Annotated in this window: 15 protein-coding genes and 4 pseudogenes; 14 read left to right on the plus strand and 5 right to left on the minus strand. The window is 58.1% G+C overall.

Annotated features, from left to right (window positions below; translation table 11 throughout):
* The 3 genes from P0D73_RS44285 to P0D73_RS44295 all read left to right on the plus strand — a co-directional run.
* Window positions 1-448, plus strand: a 448-nt coding sequence (locus P0D73_RS44285; protein ID WP_408436026.1) for a molybdopterin-dependent oxidoreductase, incomplete at its 5' end; no start/stop codon positions are given.
* A gap of 48 nt (window positions 449-496) precedes the next feature.
* Window positions 497-1,111: a hypothetical protein gene (locus P0D73_RS44290; RefSeq protein ID WP_408436028.1), complete on the plus strand. Its 615-nt coding sequence runs from the start codon at window positions 497-499 to the stop codon at window positions 1,109-1,111.
* Window positions 1,112-1,598: 487 nt separating this feature from the next.
* Window positions 1,599-2,570, plus strand: a complete 972-nt coding sequence (locus P0D73_RS44295; protein ID WP_408436030.1) for a helix-turn-helix domain-containing protein — start codon at window positions 1,599-1,601, stop codon at window positions 2,568-2,570.
* A gap of 61 nt (window positions 2,571-2,631) precedes the next feature.
* Here P0D73_RS44295 and P0D73_RS44300 read toward each other — a convergent pair whose 3' ends face one another.
* Both P0D73_RS44300 and P0D73_RS44305 read right to left on the minus strand, forming a co-directional pair.
* Window positions 2,632-2,901, minus strand: a complete 270-nt coding sequence (locus P0D73_RS44300) for a winged helix-turn-helix domain-containing protein (RefSeq protein ID WP_408436052.1) — start codon at window positions 2,899-2,901, stop codon at window positions 2,632-2,634.
* Between the two features lie 299 nt (window positions 2,902-3,200).
* Window positions 3,201-3,403 (minus strand): annotated as a pseudogene (locus tag P0D73_RS44305) (lyase); the annotation flags it as partial.
* A gap of 184 nt (window positions 3,404-3,587) precedes the next feature.
* Between P0D73_RS44305 and P0D73_RS44310 the strand changes: the two are divergent.
* From P0D73_RS44310 to katG, 4 genes are all read left to right on the plus strand, one after another.
* Window positions 3,588-3,917 carry a hypothetical protein gene (locus tag P0D73_RS44310; protein ID WP_408436032.1) on the plus strand — a complete coding sequence of 110 codons (330 nt, stop codon included), beginning with the start codon at window positions 3,588-3,590 and terminating at the stop codon, window positions 3,915-3,917.
* A gap of 906 nt (window positions 3,918-4,823) precedes the next feature.
* On the plus strand, window positions 4,824-6,278 hold the full coding sequence (locus P0D73_RS44315; RefSeq protein ID WP_408436054.1) for a catalase: 1,455 nt from the start codon (window positions 4,824-4,826) through the stop codon (window positions 6,276-6,278).
* Window positions 6,279-6,458: 180 nt separating this feature from the next.
* The gene (locus P0D73_RS44320) at window positions 6,459-6,947 is read left to right on the plus strand and encodes an ankyrin repeat domain-containing protein (RefSeq protein WP_408436034.1); all 489 of its coding nucleotides are present in this window, start codon (window positions 6,459-6,461) and stop codon (window positions 6,945-6,947) included.
* A gap of 245 nt (window positions 6,948-7,192) precedes the next feature.
* Window positions 7,193-9,451 (plus strand): catalase/peroxidase HPI, encoded by a 2,259-nt coding sequence (gene katG, locus P0D73_RS44325; protein ID WP_408436036.1) that lies wholly within the window; start codon window positions 7,193-7,195, stop codon window positions 9,449-9,451.
* 81 nt (window positions 9,452-9,532) lie between these two features.
* On the opposite strand, the pseudogene P0D73_RS44330 reads toward katG, so the two are convergent.
* Both P0D73_RS44330 and P0D73_RS44335 read right to left on the minus strand, forming a co-directional pair.
* Window positions 9,533-9,688 (minus strand): annotated as a pseudogene (locus P0D73_RS44330) (IS30 family transposase); the annotation flags it as partial.
* A gap of 511 nt (window positions 9,689-10,199) precedes the next feature.
* Window positions 10,200-10,830, minus strand: a pseudogene (locus P0D73_RS44335) (IS3 family transposase); the annotation flags it as partial.
* 58 nt (window positions 10,831-10,888) lie between these two features.
* Here P0D73_RS44335 and P0D73_RS44340 point away from each other — a divergent pair.
* The 5 genes from P0D73_RS44340 (at window position 10,889) to P0D73_RS44360 (ending at window position 16,226) form a co-directional block, all read left to right on the plus strand.
* Window positions 10,889-11,611 carry an IS6 family transposase gene (locus P0D73_RS44340; RefSeq protein WP_408436038.1) on the plus strand — a complete coding sequence of 241 codons (723 nt, stop codon included), beginning with the start codon at window positions 10,889-10,891 and terminating at the stop codon, window positions 11,609-11,611.
* Between the two features lie 262 nt (window positions 11,612-11,873).
* Window positions 11,874-12,917, plus strand: a complete 1,044-nt coding sequence (locus P0D73_RS44345; protein ID WP_408436040.1) for an ABC transporter substrate-binding protein — start codon at window positions 11,874-11,876, stop codon at window positions 12,915-12,917.
* A 116-nt stretch (window positions 12,918-13,033) separates the two neighbouring features.
* On the plus strand, window positions 13,034-14,164 hold the full coding sequence (locus P0D73_RS44350) for a porin (RefSeq protein ID WP_408436042.1): 1,131 nt from the start codon (window positions 13,034-13,036) through the stop codon (window positions 14,162-14,164).
* A gap of 217 nt (window positions 14,165-14,381) precedes the next feature.
* Entirely contained in the window at window positions 14,382-14,969 is a 588-nt protein-coding gene (locus P0D73_RS44355; RefSeq protein ID WP_408436044.1) for an NADPH-dependent FMN reductase, read from the plus strand.
* Window positions 14,970-15,149: 180 nt separating this feature from the next.
* The gene (locus tag P0D73_RS44360; protein WP_408436046.1) at window positions 15,150-16,226 is read left to right on the plus strand and encodes a DUF3300 domain-containing protein; all 1,077 of its coding nucleotides are present in this window, start codon (window positions 15,150-15,152) and stop codon (window positions 16,224-16,226) included.
* A gap of 476 nt (window positions 16,227-16,702) precedes the next feature.
* Here P0D73_RS44360 and P0D73_RS44365 read toward each other — a convergent pair whose 3' ends face one another.
* Window positions 16,703-17,041 carry a hypothetical protein gene (locus P0D73_RS44365; RefSeq protein WP_408436048.1) on the minus strand — a complete coding sequence of 113 codons (339 nt, stop codon included), beginning with the start codon at window positions 17,039-17,041 and terminating at the stop codon, window positions 16,703-16,705.
* A 1,289-nt stretch (window positions 17,042-18,330) separates the two neighbouring features.
* Here P0D73_RS44365 and P0D73_RS44370 point away from each other — a divergent pair.
* The gene (locus P0D73_RS44370; RefSeq protein ID WP_408436050.1) at window positions 18,331-18,510 is read left to right on the plus strand and encodes a hypothetical protein; all 180 of its coding nucleotides are present in this window, start codon (window positions 18,331-18,333) and stop codon (window positions 18,508-18,510) included.
* Window positions 18,511-18,847: 337 nt separating this feature from the next.
* Window positions 18,848-19,354 (plus strand): annotated as a pseudogene (locus tag P0D73_RS44375) (cytochrome b).
* Window positions 19,355-19,485: the final 131 nt, after the last annotated feature.

Consider the following 19,485-nt stretch of genomic DNA (forward strand, 5'->3'; position numbering starts at 1 on the left):
TACATACCGGCTACAGGTGGGTGGCCTCGCGACTGGCAAACGCGTCTGGACGCTCGACGAGCTGCGCGCGTTGCCGCAGGAAAGCCAGATCACGCGCCATATCTGCATCGAAGGATGGAGTGCGATCGGCCGATGGGGCGGCGTGCGTTTCTCCAGTTTCCTGAAGCATTCGGGCGCGGACATCACGGCGAAGTACGTGTCACTGCACTGTGCGGACAACTACTGGACCAGTATCGACATGCCAACTGCGTTGCATGTTCAGACGCTGCTCACACTTACGTACGACGGCGAAGTGCTGCCGCCGAAATACGGTTTCCCAATGAAGCTGCGTATGCCGACCAAGCTCGGATACAAGAATCCGAAGCATATCGTCGCAATCAGTGTGACGAACGAATATCCCGGTGGTTACTGGGAGAACCAGGGCTATAACTGGTTCGGCGGTTCCTGATGTGCACTAGTCCACTCTCGAAACTCAACAGTCCTTTACGGAGCATCCATGTCTATCCGCTTGAAACTTGGCGTCACCCTCGCCACGCTGGCTTTTGCCAGTGTCGTGCTCGCTCAGACGCCCACCGCCAAACCGTCGCGCATCCGCGGCGATATTGTCTCGCTCGACGGCGACGTCCTGAAGGTGCATCGTCGTAGCGGCGACACTGTGTCAATCGAGCTCAAATCGACCGTTGCCGTGTCTGCGGTCAAGGCCATGGAGCTTTCGGACATCAAGCCGGGCTCCTTCGTCGGCACCGCCGCAACGACGGGCACTGACGGAAAGTTGACGGCCACCGAAGTGGTCGTCTTCCCCGAATCCGCGCGCGGCTCGGGTGAAGGTCACTACGCATGGGACCTCGGTCCGAACAGCACGATGACGAATGCGAACGTCGACACGGTTGTTCAGGGTACCAGCGGCCGGAATCTGAAGCTGTCGTACAAAGGTGGCAACAATGAGGTGACTGTACCGCCTAACGTACCCATCGTGACTTTCACGCCGGCCGCACGCACCGACCTGACCGCGGGCAAGAAGGTATTTGTGGTCGCGACGCCCGCATCGCAGGGTGCGTTTGTCGCGCAGCGCGTGGTGGTCGAAAAGGATGGAGTCGCTCCGCCGATGTAATCGATTGGCGGTCGCATGGATGACCTGCCCGCTAGCGCGCTTTTGGAAAATGGCACCCGTCGGCCGACGGGCGCCAGTGTTGGGCCCGGTTGTCTGCTAGGCCGACGAGCGATGAGTCCAATCATCGTCAGCGAATGATTCATGTCAGTCGGACACCTTGCCGGGGCGGCCTGGATGCGTCGCCAGGTGGCTCTCCTCGCCCTCGGGAACGGACGTTCGGATCACTTCTCACCTACTTTGTAATGATGGTTAAGCATCTATTCACGACTGGTTGCGATTCTTCGAACACGCTTACGGATTTATTGCGGCAAGTAGACAGTGGCAACTGGATTTGTATTCAGAATCGGGAGAGCCTACGTCGTCGTCGCACGTATATTAGTGAACCTTACAAAAAGCCCGTTTCTGAATTTATCCTTCGTCCGCGATGCAGCAGACAATCTGATCTCGAATGTCCTCTTCGACAGGGGGCCATCGGGTGACAACAACATTGACCGAAGCATATGGTGCAAGCGGTCTTGCCATCCTTGATCACGGCACTCCGACTCCCCAACACCGCATCGCAGAGCCAATTGCTGCGGAAGATTGCTGGCGCGGTCCCCTTTTGCCCGAGGCGACACAAACGGTGTTGACCGACCGCGTTTTCGTGTCACGGTGGAGGCGTCAAGATACTGAGCCAGTTGAGTACACGAGTCAGGGCACCGATGATCACCACACCATCGGCATCAGCCTTAAATCTATGGCGCTCACCTATCGATCAGGAATAATGCTTTACGATGGTAAAGTGACGCCCGGCGCCATCCACGTGACTAATCCTGGACAGAGCGCCACAGTGATCTTCCACTCAACTTGCGATGTGCTGCATCTCTATGTGCCGCAGCGGCTCCTCGTGCAGCACTATCAGGAGGCTTTCGATCGCCCACATAATGGCGACATCATCCTGGGTGCGCCGCATATCACCTGCGACGCATCAATAGAGCGACTAGGCCACGCCCTGGCGAGCGAACAGGGCAGCGACTCCGTTTTTGGTGATATCTACGTAGAGAGTATCTCTACAGCGATCGTCGCGCGACTTCTCAAATACCGTTTTGCAAACGATCGCGCGCCCTCCTTCAGAAAGGTAACGGCTCTGCCGCAGTGGCGCCTGCGCCGCGCTATCGACTATATGGAGGCTCATCTTGCTGAGCCGTTGACACTCGGTGACATTGCAGCGAGTGTTGGCCTCACGCGTATGCATTTCGCCGCGCAGTTTCGGCTGGCCACGGGCTTCGCACCGTACGCATATCTGCGTCGTCGCCGTGTCGAATTTGCCCAAAGGCTTTTACTGGAATCGGACTGGCCGGTTTCGCAAATTGCACTGGCGTGCGGCTTTAGTACGCTGTCCCATTTCTCTTCAGCGTTCAAGAGAATGGTTGGCAATTCACCCAAGTGGTGGCGAATACATGCTCGCCTTCAACGTTAACGGGATCCGGCGGTGCAGCATTGTTTCGCCGCCGCGAGTTTGCATACGCGCCGGGAATCGCTTACGTCGCTGCAGCGCTAAGTTTATCGACGGCCGCCGCGAAAATGTACCCCGCACCGCGTTCGGTCTTGATGCATTGCGGACGAGACGGATCTTCTTCGAACTTGCGACGCAGCCGGAGAATCTGGACATCGATGGATCGGCCGTACACGTCGTCGTAAAGACGGCTCGCCTCGAGAAGTTGTTCGCGCGTCAGAATCCGTCCCGGAGAAGCCAGAAAAGCGTTGAGCAGACAGAATTCACCGTTGGTCAGTCGTAGGCTAAATTGAATATGTCACCATTGCGAAGGTGAAGTTGTCACTTGCGGGCAGTGGACGAGCCAACATTCCGCGGGGCCATGCCCAATGAGGCTTTGAGGCTTGCGAATTGAATTTTCACAAGCGGCAGACCTAGCCCATAAGCGCGGAGAACGAGACAATCAACTAGGTGCGTTAAGTTTTTCTCGAATAGTAGATGGAAACACTTATGCCAAATCAATGAGCCGCATTTGGATAGTTTATCTGAGGCGCCTGACTTCGGCGTCCGATCGCCTGCGTTGACACCTGTGGACCACGTCAGCATGATGCCCCGTCAATTCCCGTTAATCTCCGCTGAGCGGGAGCGGTACCGTAGCAGATGATCGGTGCCGGATTCAGACAGCCAGACTTCGCCTGGGCGGCCCGTCATTTGACGCACGTTCGCGTACAAGGGCGGTAGCGCGAAGACATCGAAACGTTCTGTGCGCGGTCGAATCACGCCAGCGAGTTGGCATTCCATTCAGTGAGCCGAACGATGTCATCGTAAGACGTATTCGACATTCCGGTATCTCAGAGGTTTGGGGCAGCGCGATTCGTGATGACCGATCGAATCGACAACGATTGCCAACACAATCACGCATTGCAGCCCCTTTATTTTAGCCTCCGTTTGAGCGGCTGCATACCATGTCTTGGTATAGGCGACAGGGTCGAGGGTTAGAGGTTGATCGGGGCAGGGTTCAGCGCGGCCGTCCTGCGGCGCATCATCGCGTTCCTCGTCAGCCGGGGACTTTTCCTGGCGCTCGAAGACGGCCGATTCGCCCTGACGGAATCGGGTCAACTGCTCCGCTCAGATCACAACTGGTCCGTGCGCCAGCGTGCGATCTTCAACACGGAGTTGCTATTCCCGCTCTGGGGCGAACTGCTCTACACCGTCACGACAGGCGAATCCGCCGCGATAAGGGTGTTCGGGACGCATCTCTACGAGTACCTCGCCGAACATCCTGACGTCCGGGGGCGCTTCGACCGCACGATGGCGAGCGCCGCCCGCTAGCGACATACTCCTGCCGTGGCGGCATACGACTTCTCGCATTTCAGCACGATCATCGCTCGTCGTCGCGATGGGCGAGCAACTAGCGCCAGATGCTTGGTTCCCGATCCAAATGCGCACGACGGCGATCGTAATGCGTCACATTCGCCGCGTAGCCGACTTACACGAACGGGGTACAGCCGTGCAAGCATCGGCGTCATTGAAAGTCGTCAACCTTGGGATTCTTGTCGTCATTTTGGTGATCGCTGGCTGTACAAGTACAGCCAAGATCGAACCTGAAAGCGAACTCGACGACGCATCAAAGCTCGACGTCGGCTTTGCAATCCGCGCAGCGAACGCAGAGGGGGCCTGGCCGGCACCGACTGGAAAGGGATGCGTCGCCCATCGGTTGGACGCATGGGTAGATGTCGCGCAATCGGGCAGTCCGACTCTTGTCATCGCTCAGGCCCCACGCAAGGCTGTCCGTTTATCCATTCGAGGATTGCGTCATCCAGGAGCACGACACGGTCGGCGAGCCTGGTGTTTCGTGATTGGCGAGAGGCTTCCAACTCTCGGCACGTCCGTTCGTGGCGTTTTAACCCTACAGACCTCGTGCTAGCGTGCTGGCCGGGCGTTACCGCTGAGCGCTTTATCGTGCGATAGCGCATATTTCGTGCCGCTAGCGAAGTGCCCACGTCGACATCTTGGCAATATCTGTTCGTTAGGTGCCGAGCGGCACCTGGGTTTGCGACACTGAGCTTTCCGTGAAGCGCGGAGGCATCCGTTCGCACCTCGTTAAATTTCGCATTGTCCACTGGCACTCTATGCAATAAGGATTACAACATGAAAACATGGAAAACCCAACTCGCAATCAGTATTGTTTCAATAGCCTCGTCTACGGCGATTGCATTCAACGCGAATGCAGCCGATATGACTCGAGACAATGGATCACCGGTCGGCGACAATCAGAACTCTCAGACCGCAGGCTTCCACGGTCCGGTTCTTTTGCAAGATTCCCATTTAATTGAAAAGCTGCAGCGCTTTGATCGCGAACGGATACCTGAGCGTGTCGTGCATGCGCGTGGCACAGGCCTCTTTGGCGAGTTCGTGCCGACTGCCGATATCAGTTCGCTGACTACCGCGCAGGTGTTCACACCAGGCACGAAGACCCCGGTGTTCGTTCGCTTTTCGACCGTGATGGGTTATCGCGGCTCGCCTGAGCAGGCACGTGACCCGCGCGGTTTCGCGGTCAAGTTTTACACGCAGCAAGGCAACTGGGACATCGTCGGCATCAATTGGCCGATCTTCTTCATTCGCGATGCCATCAAGTTCCCGGACTTTGTGCATGCAAACAAGCCGTCCGCAGTTACGGGTGTACAGGACCCGAACCTCGCGTTTGACTTCTTCGCGCACACCCCAGAAGCAACGAACATGCTCACGCACCTGTACACGGACGAAGGCATGCCCGATTCATACCGCCACATGGACGGCTTCGGCGTGCACGCTTTCAAGTTCGTCAATGCGAAAGGAGAAATTCACTACGTAAAGTTCCACTGGAAGAGCCGTCAGGGTATTGAAGGCATTCGCCCTCAGGATATTCCGCACTCAATCGGCGCCGACTGGAATTTGATGACCAATGACCTGTACAACGCGGTCAAGGCCCATTCTTATCCGCAATGGGACCTGTACGTCCAGGTGCTCTCGCCGAAGGATCTCGACAAGTTCGATTTTGATGCGCTTGATGACACGAAAGTGTGGCCGTCTTCCATCCCCGAGAAGAAGGTGGGCACGATGACGCTCAACCGCGTTCCCGATAACTACTTCGAGTCCACAGAAGAGTCTGCATTCGCACCGTCGCGGCTGGTGCCGGGGATCGAGCCATCTGAGGACCGGATGTTGCAGGGCCGCTTGTTCTCCTATGCCGACACACAGATGTATCGCCTCGGTGCGAACTTCAATCAGTTGCCGATCAATCGCCCGCTCGTACCGGTGAACAATAACAACCAGGACGGCTTCATGAATGAAGGAGATCGCAAGGGAGAAGTGAACTACGAGCCCTCAGGAATCGCCGAGATCGCTCAGCAGGACAGGTACAAGTATGTGCAGACGCCGCTCAAAGGGACTACCCAGCAACGAGCGATTCACAAGACGCTCGACTTCCGTCAGGCCGGTGAGTACTACCGCACGTTGTCCGAAACCGAGAGGACAGATCTGGTTACCGCGCTGTCGGCCGACCTCGGCCGCGTGACCAACGATGCGAACAAGTACACGATGCTTTCGTACTTCTATAAGGCTGATTCCGACTACGGCACCCGCCTTGCGCGTGCAACCAGCGCGGACGTCGCTCGCGTGCGCGACGCGGCGGCACAACTGAGCGAAAACTGAAGCATCGGGGGCCTGCGCAGGCAGGCTCTGCTGCTGGTTGAATACGGTCCTTCACGGAGAAGGTAATGCAATGTTTTGCTACTGCGCCGCGTTTTGTCCGAACCGCCATGGTCGCCGCAATGACCGCCCTGTTGACGGCGAGCTGCGCGCAGCGCGGGACCGTATTCGGGCGCGGCTGACGTGCCGAAGTTGACCGACGACTGGTTTGCCGCGGCACGTGCGGGCCGCACGGATATCGTACAGGCGCTGGTCGATGCCCATTACCCGCTTGAGACAGCGACGCCCGAGGGATATACCGCGCTCATTCTTAGCGCGTACGACGACCACCCGGAGACGTTGAAAGCCCTTCTTTCCGCAGGCGCCAACGCGTGTGCCGCCGACCGGCACGGCAACACGGCGCTGATGGGTGCGCTCTTCAAAGGCGAGACGGAAATTGCAACGATGTTGCTCGATACGCGTTGCGACATCGACCAAACGAACAACGCTGGGGAGACGGCATTGGCGTTTGCCGCGCTATTCGGCCGGCTCGATATGATTCCGGTGCTTGTCGCGCATGGCGCCAGTGTCAATCATGTCGATGCTCGCGGCGGCACTGTGTTGCAGATGGCGATCGCGCAACGCAACAGGACTGCCGCCGACGCCTTGCGGCGAGTCGGAGCAACGCAATGACTCTGACCGATCCGATAGGATGACATCCCAATTGAAGGGCGGATGAGAGGAATACGATAAGCCCCAACCCGTCCGCGCGATGCATTGGTCACATTTCGCAAGTCACGACGCCGTCAATGCGGGCGACACCCTCGGCTGCGGCGATGCACGTCGCAATGGACTTAGCTCTTGTGCCGCGATGCACCATTGAAACCTGACGCCATAGTAGAACAACTAGTAGGTACGTTTTCCCAAGGAAATAACACATGTCAAACGAAGCAAAGTGCCCGTTCAACCTTGCCGCCGGTGGCGGCACGACGAACCGTGACTGGTGGCCAAAGCGACTGCGGCTGGATCTGCTCAGCCAGCACTCCAATAAGTCCAACCCGATGGACACCAGCTTCAATTACGCCGAGGCGTTCAAAAGCCTCGATCTCGCCGCGGTGAAGAAGGACCTCGCCGCGCTGATGACCACTTCGCAGGACTGGTGGCCGGCAGACTTTGGCCACTACGGTCCGCTATTCATCCGCATGGCCTGGCACAGTGCCGGCACGTATCGTATCGGCGATGGCCGCGGGGGTGCAGGGCGCGGCCAGCAACGCTTCGCGCCGCTCAACAGCTGGCCGGACAACGTCAGCCTCGACAAGGCCCGCCGCCTGCTGTGGCCGATCAAACAGAAATACGGCCAGAAAATTTCCTGGGCCGATCTGCTGATCCTTACCGGCAACGTCGCGCTCGAGACCATGGGTTTCAAGACGTTCGGCTTCGGTGGCGGTCGCGCCGACACCTGGGAGCCGGATCTGGACGTCTACTGGGGCAACGAAAAGACCTGGCTGGGCGGCGACGTCCGTTATGGCAAGGGTGCCGCCGGTAGTGACGCCGAAGGCGTGATCGTGGCCGATCCGGAACTGCACGGCAGCGAAGTCAGCCGCGACGATCACGGACGCAACCTGGAAAATCCGCTGGGCGCCGTACAGATGGGCCTGATCTATGTCAACCCGGAAGGTCCCGACGGCAATCCTGATCCGCTCGCCGCGGCGCATGACATCCGTGAAACCTTCGCGCGCATGGCCATGAACGACGAGGAAACGGTCGCGCTGATCGCCGGTGGCCACAGCTTTGGCAAGACACACGGCGCCGGTCCTGCCGACAATGTGGGTCCGGTACCCGAGGCCGCCGGCCTCGAGAACCAGGGGCTGGGCTGGAAGAGCAGCTTCGGCACCGGCAAGGGCGCCGACGCGATCTCCAGCGGACTGGAAGTCACCTGGACCACTACGCCGACGAAGTGGGGCAACGGCTTCTTCGAGAACCTGTTCAAGTATGAATGGGAACTGACCAAAAGCCCCGCCGGCGCCAACCAATGGGTCGCCAAGGGTGGCGACGAAACCATCCCGCATGCTTTCGATCCCTTGAAGAAGCAGCGGCCGACGATGCTCACCACCGACCTCTCGCTGCGCTTCGATCCCGCCTACGAGAAGATTTCACGGCGTTTTCTGGCGAATCCCGACCAGCTCGCCGACGCCTTCGCCCGAGCATGGTTCAAGCTGACCCACCGCGACATGGGGCCGCGCGTCCGCTATCTCGGACCGGAAGTGCCCGCTGAAGAACTGATCTGGCAGGACCCCATCCCGGCGGTCAACCACGCACTGGTCAACGAGCAGGACGTCGCCTCGCTCAAGCAGAAGATTCTGGCGTCGGGACTGTCCGTCTCGCAGCTGGTGTCGACCGCCTGGGCATCGGCGTCGACGTTCCGTGGTTCCGACAAGCGCGGCGGCGCCAATGGCTCGCGCATTCGCCTCGCGCCGCAGAAAGACTGGGAAGTCAACCAGCCCCGGCAACTGGCGAAGGTGATGAAAGTCCTCGAAGGCATCCAGGGCGAGTTCAACGGCGCGCAGTCCGGCGGCAAGAAGATCTCGCTGGCCGACCTGATTGTGCTGGCCGGCTGCGCTGGCATCGAACACGCGGTAAAGAACGCAGGCCATCATGTGAGCGTGCCTTTCTCGCCGGGCCGCATGGACGCCTCGCAGGAACAGACCGACGTGCAATCCGTCGCGGCCCTCGAACCGGTCGCCGATGGCTTTCGCAACTACCTCAAGGGCAAGTACAGCGTCCCGGCCGAGGCTTTGTTGATCGACGAGGCGCAATTGCTGACGCTGACGGCCCCCGAGATGACGGTGCTTATCGGCGGCCTGCGCGTCCTGAACGTCCATGCCGGGCAGAATTCACACGGCGTCTTCACCCACCGGCCGGAAACGCTGTCCAACGACTTCTTCCGCAACCTGCTCGATATGGGTACGGAATGGAAGCCGCTGTCGCCGGCCCGGGACGTGTTCGAGGGGCGTGACCGCAAGACCGGCCAGCTCAAATGGACAGGCACCCGTGTCGACTTGGTCTTCGGTTCGCATGCCCAACTCCGTGCCCTGTGCGAAGTTTATGCAAGCGAGGACGCGCAGGAGAGATTCATCCGCGACTTCGTCGCAGCCTGGGTCAAGGTGATGAACCTCGACCGGTTCGACCTCGCCTAAGCGTAGATCGTAGTGAAGCTGTCACCCATTGAAAGGCAGAGGTAAAGGGGGGCGGTTTCAAACTGAAGTGCAACACGGAGTCTAGTGTTTAGAACCGTGAGGTTGGCTCGCTGAGGCAAGCGTGGCGGCGAAGACCTCGCATGGAGAATGGAATGCGTGGTCCGCGCGAGGCCGGCTGTTCAGACTGTCGGCGATGGCGCCGAGTTCGTCCTGACTGTAGACCGATAGGTCGGTGCCATTTCACGCGCAGTACTTGAGCACACTCGCGAGGCCCGAGGCAAGCCCGATGTTGCCGACATTGGACCGCGCGGAACGGAATACGCAAAAGCACTTGCGATCGGTCGACGTACGGAAAACCGCGCTGAAGCTTGGTTCTTCAAATGGGAATTGACGTATGAACAAGTGTCGACGCTGTAAAACAGCGTAATGAATCTGTGGGAACACGACACTCGCAAGCATGTCAACTAAATTGCCGGAAACACCAAAGGGAATTTGTTATGCATCTCTCAGAAGCAGGAAGTAAAAAAAGCGACTTGCCACTTCCGGTATGGGCTTCGAGACTGATGTCGAGAGGACCGTTAGCCGCATCGCGCAAGGTGCGCAAAACACGATTGCTTGAAGAAGGCCATCCGGCAGCGCCGGAATGTCAATTTTCCACTCCTCAAGGTTGAGGAACTCACATGTCTAGTGACTGTTTACGCCGACCGAAAATTGAGCCACTGGGGGTGCGGCAAAAATCTTGGACTGTTTATGCCGCAAGGCCGAGGCTCTCTCGGTATTCGATGGGGCTGAGTGAGCCAAGCGAAATCTTGATCCGCTTTTCGTTATACCAGCGGATGTAGGAATCAACCACCTCAATGAATTGGTCAATGGTTGTAGCTTGCCAGTCCCGAGGATAGAACAGCTCCGTTTTCAGCCGCCCGAAGAAGCCTTCGCAGGCCGCATTGTCGGACGAGCATCCTTTGCGCGACATCGAGCGAACCAGCTTCGCATCGCGTATCCGCGAGAGCCACCCCGGCCAGCGATAATGGGCGCCGCGATCAGAGTGGACGGCAGGCCGGTCGTTGCTATTGCTCGGCATCCGGACGCGTGCCTATTGACCAGCTGATAACCAGCCCATCAAAGCAGTCGATCACGGGCGATAGATACACCTTGCCGGCCGGGGTCTGGAATTCCGTGATGTCGGTGAGCCACTTCTCGTTCGGGGCTGCCGCCTGGAAGTCGCGATTGATAAGGTTCTCCGGCGCAGGGCTGATTTCCCCCAGGTAGGAGCCGCAGCGACGCCGCCTCGTAGTGGCAGCGGTCAATCGTTCCTGTTTCATCAAACGCCGCACGACCTCCTCTGAGAGAAAGACTTGCTGCCTGCCCAGCGTGGTTCTGTCGCAATAACGATGCCGCGTTAAAGTTCGGGATGCACAAACTTTGCTTCGGCTCACGATGAAGAAGACCGCGATACCACGAACGGCTCTTGCTACAGGCATTGCGAAGGTTTTGAAGCGGCTTCATTATCCGCTGGATGTGATGCTGCTGTGCGTGCGATGGTATGTGGCCTATTGGCTAAGTCTTCGCAATCTCGAGGAGATGATGTCTGAGCGCGCCATCGGCGTCGATCATTCGACGGTGCATCGGTGGGTGATCAAACTGGTACCGTTGTTCGCAAAGACGTTTCGCAAACACAAACGCCCGGTGGGCACGAGCTGGCGCATGGATGAAACATATATCAAGGTCAAAGGCTCGTGGAAATACCTGTATCGCGCCGTGGACAAGGCGGGTAACACCATCGACTTTCTGTTCAGAGCCAACCGGGACAAGGCCGCCGCGCGCCGCTTCTTCGATAAAGCCATCGCTCAGAACGGCGCACCCGACACGGTGACCATCGACAAAAGCGGTTCCAATCTGGCGGCGCTTCATGCGGTGAACGCCGAGCGCGAGACGCCCATCATGGTTCGGCAGGTCAAGTATTTGAACAACGTGGTGGAGCAGGACCACCGGGCCATCAAACGTCGCACTAGACCGATGCTCGGGTTCAAGGATTTTGACTGCGCGCGTGTCATTCTGAGCGGCATCGAAGTCATGCACATGATCAAAAAAGGACAGATGGAGGACCTTGGCAAAATCAAATTGTCCGCCGCGCAGCAGTTTTACCCGCTCGTTTCATAAGCATTACATAGCAATCGCGTTTCATCGTCCATCGCGCCTTACTGCGACAAAACCATCGAAACTCCCTGTAACACTGCGAAATAAGCGAGCGATCATGGCCGGGATTAAACATGTGCGTCCTGCGTTTACCAAGAGGGTCGCAAATTAAGTGAACCCCCCAAACGCGGACGGGGGATAAGCGACTTCACTGCAGCGAAGCGTTGTAACAACAGCGAAGTCATTCCGGCATCGCTCCTCAATCGTTTTAACTATAGGGACTTAAATGATCGGCGGCAGACTTTGGAGAATTGCAGTAGCCACCTTGCTTGCTGGCCTGACGCTGGCCTTCGGTCCTGGTTCAGCCGAAGCGCAGGCGCCCAGGCTGGACGAGGTAAGCGTTAGCGTATTCCCCGGAGGCTTTAACTGGCCTAGTTACGTCGCGCAGGATAATGGCCTGTTCGCTCAGCACGGCATCCACGTAACGTTGCAGGCAACGCCTGGCTCCGTTGCGCAGATGACAGGTCTGTCTCAAGGGCATGTTGACCTCGCGATGACAGCAATCGACAACGTTGTGGCCTACGTCGAAGGAGAGGGTGAAGCGCCGATCGGCCCGCAGCCCGATTTCGTTGCCGTGATGGGAAGCGACAGTAGCTTCCTGAGTCTCGTCACAACGTCGGACATCAAGAGCTACGCAGACTTGCGGGGAAGGACCCTGTCGGTTGACGCCCGCACTACGGGCTTTGCCTTCGTTCTGTACGACATGCTGGCACGAAAGGGCTTGAGCCAGAGCGATTACAGCGTTGAGCCCGCGGGCGGTATGACGCAACGCTGGAGCGCTCTGAAACAGCATGCCCAGGCTGGAACACTGCTGTCCACACCGTTCAATATCCTCGCGCGCGACGCGGGGTTCAACCAGATTGCGACAGCGACTGATGTAATCGGACCGTATCAGGGAATTGTCGCGGCAACACGGCGTTCCTGGGCGCGCGATCACCGTGCGGACGTGGTCGGATTCATTCGTGCGTACGGGCAGGCAGTCGACTGGCTGTACGACCCGAAGAACCATGATGCGGCTATTCGTATCCTGACAAAGAACGTTCCGAACATCTCGCCGGAACTGGCTGAGAAAACCTACGCAGAGCTCCTTGACCCGCACGCCGGGTTCTTTCGCAAGGGCCGGATGAGCATCCCCGGAGTGCGTACAGTACTTGCCCTACGCACCCGTTATGCGATGCCCCACAAGGTGCTAGCCGACCCGATGAAATACTACGATTCTTCCTTTTACCGCGCAGCGATGCGGCAAAGCCCGTTTGTGATCCATCGTTGACTGGGTCTCGGCAGCGAGAGGGCGGGGTTCGTCCTCTCATTGCGCGTCGGGACTTCTCGCGTGTCGTGATGAATGTTGTAGCCGGGCCACCCTTTTAAATAGTCCTCAATACATAGATGAAACCAATCGAGAAATACGGTCTTTCTTCCTGTGCAGTCGTACTCGCGTCTCTGATGGCTCCTGGTCTGGCCGTCGCGCAATCGTCAGTGACTCTCTACGGGTCATATGATGTCTTTCTCGGATACCAGTCGGCGACGGTCAACGGTAAGCACACGACGCTCACCCTTCTTGGCGATAATGCCGAATCTGTCAGCAAGATCGGCGTGCGCGGTACCGAGGACATCGGCGGTGGGAATCACGTCAATTTTGTTCTGGAAAACGGCTTTGATCCGACATCGGGCCAGCAGCAGAACTCGTTCCGGTTCTTTGACCGGCAGGCGTGGGTCGGTATATCGGGGGACTTTGGCGAATTCCGTGCCGGACGTCAGAACTCCCCGCTGTTTACCCTTCTTGGCAACGCCGATGCGTTCGGCGTCACGACCTATGGGTCCGGCTTCAATAACTTCATCATGGAGCAGATCCGCGTCGACAACGACCTTGCCTACTTCACACCGGTCTTCGCTAACACGCAGCTGGAATTTCATTACGCCGCGGGAGGGGTTCCGGGCGAGTTCACCGGTAACGCGGTCTATCAGGTTGGCGTACAAACGACACAGGGACCGCTTGTCGCGGTCGCGGCGTACTTCAAGGCAAACAACGCGACCAACACCAACTCCGTTCAACAACTGCTCGCAGCCGCGAACTACGACTACGGCTATGGGAAGGTGTATGCCGGATTCTTTCGCACCAACGACGTTATCTCCGCGACGACAGGAAATGCGCTGACGAGTCCCGCGGGCAAGGGCAACCCGGCGGCGGGCCCTGTTACCAATACGCCGGGTAACTACCACGACACGTACACGGTTTCGGCGGACTATCGCGTGACCCCTGCGCTCACTATCGGCCTTGGTTATGCCGTGACAATCGACAGTTCGGGGCTCGGCAACAACGCGAGGGAGTTCGGCGTTATCGCCAACTACAGCCTGTCCAAGTCCACACGTCTTTACGCGGTGGGTACCCGTCTGATGAACTCGGACGGGGCGCGGTTCGTGGTGGCAGATGCGGCGTTAAGTCCTGGGGCGTTCCTCACGCCAGACGCCGGGACTGATGAGACCGGCTTCCAGGTCGGTATCCGCTACGCGTTCTGAGCACACGACATCCGAGGAACTACTGCGCGCAAGTGAGGTAGGAGTTGAGTAAGACCACAAGGTAGTCCACAACGATGCACACGGGTGGATCCGTGGCTGGCAACGAGTCTGAGGCAGACGCTCGAACCATAACCTCGATCCGAAAGTCTGCCATCGCCTCTCGCGCGGCATCGTGATCTGCCTGATGGCCCGATAAATCCATTTAGGAAGTAGATTCATGAAACCATCGTTCAATTTCGTCGGCCTGTCCGGAAGTCTTCGGGAGAAGTCATATTCTTCACTGGTTCTTGCGACGTTCGAGCAGTTGCTGAGCGCTCGCGGCCACGGTTTGGGCCGAGTCGATATTGGTGAGATGCCGCATTACAATCAGGACATCGAAGACACGATTGTGCCGGAACCCGTTGCCGACGCACGGGGACGCGTGAAGCACTGCGATGGCATTGTGATCGTGACACCCGAGTTCAATCATGGCATCCCCGGTGTCCTGAAGAACGCGCTCGACTGGCTTTCTCGACCGGCCTTTGCTAGCTGTTTCGCGGATAAGGCCGTACTGTTCTGTACGCTGTCGCCGGGCGCGCTAGGCGGGGTGCGCGCGCAGCATCAGCTACGCGAGACGCTAAGTTCGATGCTGTGCGACGTGGTGCCGATGCCAGAAATTGTCATTGGGAATGTCGCCCAGAAGTGCGCCAACGGGATGCTGTCTGACCAGAGTACGATCGATTTCATCGCAACCTCGATTGACCAGTTCACCAGAGGGATCGCGATCCGCTCCGGTGCTGAACTGGCACTTTCCGGGCCGGCCTAAGCATCCAACCGTGGGGCCGCAGCGCGTACGGTAACGTCGCTTGTCACCGTACGTATTACGGAGGGCGGCGGTGTGTTTATGCTCGATTTGGCGCGGCCCTATGATCAAAGTGTGGCGCTGACTTGATTCCCGGCGTCGCCGAGATAGGAATCGCAAGCTGAGAGATGGTTTATGAAATGCATGAAGCAGGGCTTGGCAGTTTTTGTGTCCTCATGTCTGGCGTTAGGTTTTGCGGACAATGCGGCTGCGGATCAGTCAGATCTATCGTTGGTTCCGCCTACGCAGCCGGCACAGCGCACGCCGGAACAGTTGCAGCAACTCGTGGCGCCAATAGCTTTGTATCCGGACACGTTGGTGGCGCAGATTCTCGCCGCTTCGAGCTATACCGTGCAGATTGTCGAAGCCGATCGTTGGATGCAGGCGCACCCCGAACTGACAGGCGACGCGTTGGCCGTTGAAGTGAACAAGCAGAACTGGGATCCGAGCGTCCAGGCGCTTACGGAGTTCCCTGCGGTGCTCTCCAATATGGACCAGAACCTAGCCTGGACTTCATCGCTAGGTGACACCTATCTGAGCCAGCCACAGGATTTAATGGCGGCGGTTCAGGCACTGCGCCAACAGGCTCAAGCAGCCGGCAACCTGCAGAGTAACTCTCAGGAGACGGTAACCAACGACGGCGACGCGATCGCCATCGACCCAGCGGTTGCGGATCTCGTGTACGTGCCGGAATACAATCCGTGGCTGATCTATGGCGCGCCGATAGCAGTGTGGCCGGGCTGGTATCCCTACTCGGGACTGTACTTCGATGGCCCAGGAATCGTATTTGGTGTGGCGTTTGGCCTTGGATATTACAGGGGCTACCGTTGGGGATGGCACCACTGGCACTCCGACTGGCATCACCGCAACGTGATGTACAACCACGCTGCCTACGTGTCACACGCTTCAAGGGGCATTGCCCGCGACAACTTCTTCTACGGACACCAGCATTCAGATCATACAGTGGGATTGAATCAAGATCACGGATTCGCTGGAGGTTCGGGCTTCCATGCGCTTCAGGCACCGCAGCGCGGCTTCGCTCAGATGCGAACAGGGATTGTGAATGCGCCGCGGCCGGTAGGTGGTTTTGGCAACGTCGGCGTTGGGCGCGGATTTGTGGGTGCAGGACGCGCGGGTTTTGGCGGCATGGCTCATGGAGGCGGAGGCTTCCATGGCGGAGGTGGAGGTGGAGGTGGGCATGGTGGTGGAGGCGCCAGATAGCTGATACCCAGCTAAAGCCTCGCTAAGACTGTTTCGACGAAAAAAGGCCCACCTTTAGTGGCGAAGGAGTTAAGGCTACGCTGAAGAAGCCACCGTTTTCGCCGACGGCTTGCAGCTAAATTTCGGAATGCGAGATCAGCGACGCGACTGGTTCGATTTCCTGGCCCAGCATGGCCTTACAAGCGGGTCTCTCGACCCGCCTTGGCCACTCACGGACGCACCTGTCGTAGAGCGAAGTAATTTTGTCACTGGCCACTGCCCGCCGGGACAGGGCGTGAGCCCCTGAGTTGACGCATTTACTTCGTTTCGCAGGAGAGTGAACCAAACCGTGGGAGGTCAATTCACGCCGCTCGGCGCGCACTCGGCGAGTTTGCAGCTGCAGAAGTCGTGGTCAACACGGCAAGTTTCTTAACCGAGAGTTCTTCGTTGAGAACAGCAACTCTGACCTGTGCCAGACAGTGCGCTCCCTCGTCCGTTCATCGCATTTGTTGCTTCTTCGCCATGCGATGGCTGACCACTAGGTTCACCGCGGACTCGGTAATGCTGCTGCTGATCGGTAGCCCCTTGTGATAGCGCATGCCATAGTTCGCGAGCGTACCGGCGTTGTTCTCGATGTAGAAGTACAGGCGGCGCAGGTTCCAGTACAACGTCGAGTGCTCATAGCCTTCCTTCGCCAACAGCGTGGCATCCAATGCCTTGATGCGGGACACCGATTGTCGGCCCTTTGGATAGGCGACGTACCAACGCACACTGGTCAGGATCAAGAGGGTAGCCGCGGCCCCTCTCAGGAACGCGGCCCCCGAAGAACGCAGCATGCGACTTTCACCGCACTGCGCTCGCGCACAGCGTTAAGCGTCACGAAGACGCCGGTTGCCAAGCACGTCCGACAACCTTCGCACGCGTCGCATCGTCGATTCACTTCGTTACCGAAGCAAAGGGCGCTGAACCGTAGAAATACCGGTCTCTCACAAGCTGCCCTTCATCGAATCCCAGATGATGGCCTGCGACAACTGCACCACACGGAAGTCTGCACTCTTTCGAGTCAGGGCAAACCTTGAACCCCTATGCGACCTATTACCGGCCACCGTTCGCTTTTTCCGCGTTCTCATATCCACTTGCCCAACAGCTTCCCTTGCAGGTCACCTGCCTGCGCCAAACTTCTGGCGCAGGCGGACAGTTGGACTTACCACGTTCCCGTCCTCGCCGACCCGAATGTTCCCGGGCTTGTCCGTTTAGCGCCTGTCTTTCCCCCGGCAGCACTTGTGACGACGTGCTTCGTTGGATGACCGAAGCAACCGGCTACACGCCTTTTTGGCAGGGCCTGACAGCCGCTTTGGCCCAGCTATCCTCACGAGGTTTATCAACAGTTCACCTATGTTGCGCATGCGGAACTTGCCTTGCACCTCACACCGCACGGCGGCTGGCAGTGTCAATTTCTTCCCCGTCGCCGGGGTGAACCTTCTGTCGAGAGGCACGTTGTCTCCAGAGCTTCACACCCAACCGTTACCGGCTGCGCATGTCTGGATAGGCAACTGCTGGTCGTACAGCAGGTCGCAGCACGGCGATCGTTTCGGATCGCCGCGTACGACAAGACCAGAACGAGCTTTACCGCCAACTACCTGCCGCTTGACGCGCGGCTGACGGCGACACGTGTCGCACCTTCCAGCGGATAGTGCAACCGTTTTAGCACGTGCCACACCCGGATCCAGCGTCTTCATTCTTCACCCACCCAACCATTTCGATTGAGCAACGTTACCAGAGCGCCTTATTGCGACAAAACCGAGACCGGACTATCACGCGAACTACTATGCGGCGTTCGTGACCGATCCCGATGGCAACAACCTCGAAGCGGTCTGCCACGTCGCCGAATGAGGACTCGGCTCGCGGCATTCGCCGCTCCAACGAAATATTGATGGGATTTGCGATGGGCCTCATTGGAGCCACGGACGAAGCTCGGCTGGAGTTCGAAGAAGGACGTCCGATATGCGAACGAAGCGGCCATTAAAACGTCGCCAGGTACGGGCACGTGACTGGCGGTTCGTGGGCCGGACTTCGTCGCATCTGCGCGTTATTATCAAAATAATTTCGCTAGTAGACGACTCAGATGGACGATACCCACCAAGAGATCGAAGGATTGAAGAAAATCGTCGACTCAGCCCGACAGGAGATCGAACTGGCGGTTATGTTCCATGAGACTTGGAGACCCGCGGCATATGACACCGGCCTTCATGCCCGCGTCGGTACTTCCCATGCGGCGCATGCCTTAGGTGAATGGTCACGTTAGCAGATGATGTGAAACGGCCGGCGCGAAGCGTCTTCGAAAGCTATTCGCAATCTATCTCATGTAACGGGAGCACGCATCGTGTAGGATCACGCAGAGGACTGCGAGGAGCGCCCTGCCGACTGGAACGCGCTGCCGAACCGCAGCGGCGCCAGGCACTCCAATACATTTCATAACAAAACTGGGGGAGCAAACGCGACCCAGTCGGGAATAAGCAAGGATGCTTTGCCGTTCACTCAAAGGCACCGCCCGCCGGATCACCGAACTGCAAACCACCTACAACCGTTACATGAAAAATGAAAACGTCTAAACAGGGTTCTTCTTCCTATTCCCGCCCTCGATCTTTTTCCATTGAGCCACCGCGTTTTTAATCATCATCGGTCTTTTTCCAATCGAGATACGCGGCCCTAAAGGCTCCGACAGTCGCGTCTTCTGGAATGCTATTCATATATGGGCCGGCACACTGGTGCTGTCGCTGTCGGTACTCCGCCTCGTCTGGACGTTGTGGCACGGCAAGCCTGACGAACTCATGCATAGCCGGGGCCAGCTCTTTCTGGCCAAGCTTGTCCATCTTGCGCTCTATCTGCTGATCTTCGTTCAGCCTTTGCTCGGCATTGCGATGGTCAACACCGGCGGAAGCGCGGTGAATCTGGCGGGCAGCGGCATACAGATACGACTGTTCGGCACCGACCCCATCGCGCACAAGTTCCTTAATGACGCCCATTTCCTGATAGGAAACGCAGCGTTCTGGCTCATCGGCTTGCATACGCTTGCCGCTATCGCCCATCATGTGGTGTTCATGGACGCTACTCTGACGCGGATGGTCCGTTCTTCGCGCAACGACTAGTCGCTCTTATGTCCCGCCGGGATAACCAGCGGCGAGCCGCAGTCTCTTCTTAAGCAGCGCCGACCGAAGCGCGAACTGGCTCGTGAGCCGTTAGCGCTTCGGACCCGCGAAGGCTGTCGGGGCTTGCGGCG

Source organism: Paraburkholderia sp. RL18-101-BIB-B (genome assembly GCF_046026985.1).
Lineage (GTDB): Bacteria > Pseudomonadota > Gammaproteobacteria > Burkholderiales > Burkholderiaceae > Paraburkholderia.

Excerpts from the sequence above, each read along its gene's own strand:
- P0D73_RS44290 (WP_408436028.1), top strand. The coding sequence starts at position 497 with ATGTCTATCCGCTTGAAACTTGGCGTCACCCTCGCCACGCTGGCTTTT.
- P0D73_RS44315 (WP_408436054.1), top strand. The coding sequence starts at position 4,824 with ATGACTCGAGACAATGGATCACCGGTCGGCGACAATCAGAACTCTCAG.
- katG (WP_408436036.1), top strand. The coding sequence starts at position 7,193 with ATGTCAAACGAAGCAAAGTGCCCGTTCAACCTTGCCGCCGGTGGCGGC.
- P0D73_RS44340 (WP_408436038.1), top strand. The coding sequence starts at position 10,889 with ATGAAGAAGACCGCGATACCACGAACGGCTCTTGCTACAGGCATTGCG.
- P0D73_RS44345 (WP_408436040.1), top strand. The coding sequence starts at position 11,874 with ATGATCGGCGGCAGACTTTGGAGAATTGCAGTAGCCACCTTGCTTGCT.
- P0D73_RS44350 (WP_408436042.1), top strand. The coding sequence starts at position 13,034 with ATGAAACCAATCGAGAAATACGGTCTTTCTTCCTGTGCAGTCGTACTC.
- P0D73_RS44355 (WP_408436044.1), top strand. The coding sequence starts at position 14,382 with ATGAAACCATCGTTCAATTTCGTCGGCCTGTCCGGAAGTCTTCGGGAG.
- P0D73_RS44360 (WP_408436046.1), top strand. The coding sequence starts at position 15,150 with ATGAAGCAGGGCTTGGCAGTTTTTGTGTCCTCATGTCTGGCGTTAGGT.
- P0D73_RS44365 (WP_408436048.1), bottom strand. The coding sequence starts at position 17,041 with ATGCTGCGTTCTTCGGGGGCCGCGTTCCTGAGAGGGGCCGCGGCTACC.
- P0D73_RS44370 (WP_408436050.1), top strand. The coding sequence starts at position 18,331 with ATGGACGATACCCACCAAGAGATCGAAGGATTGAAGAAAATCGTCGAC.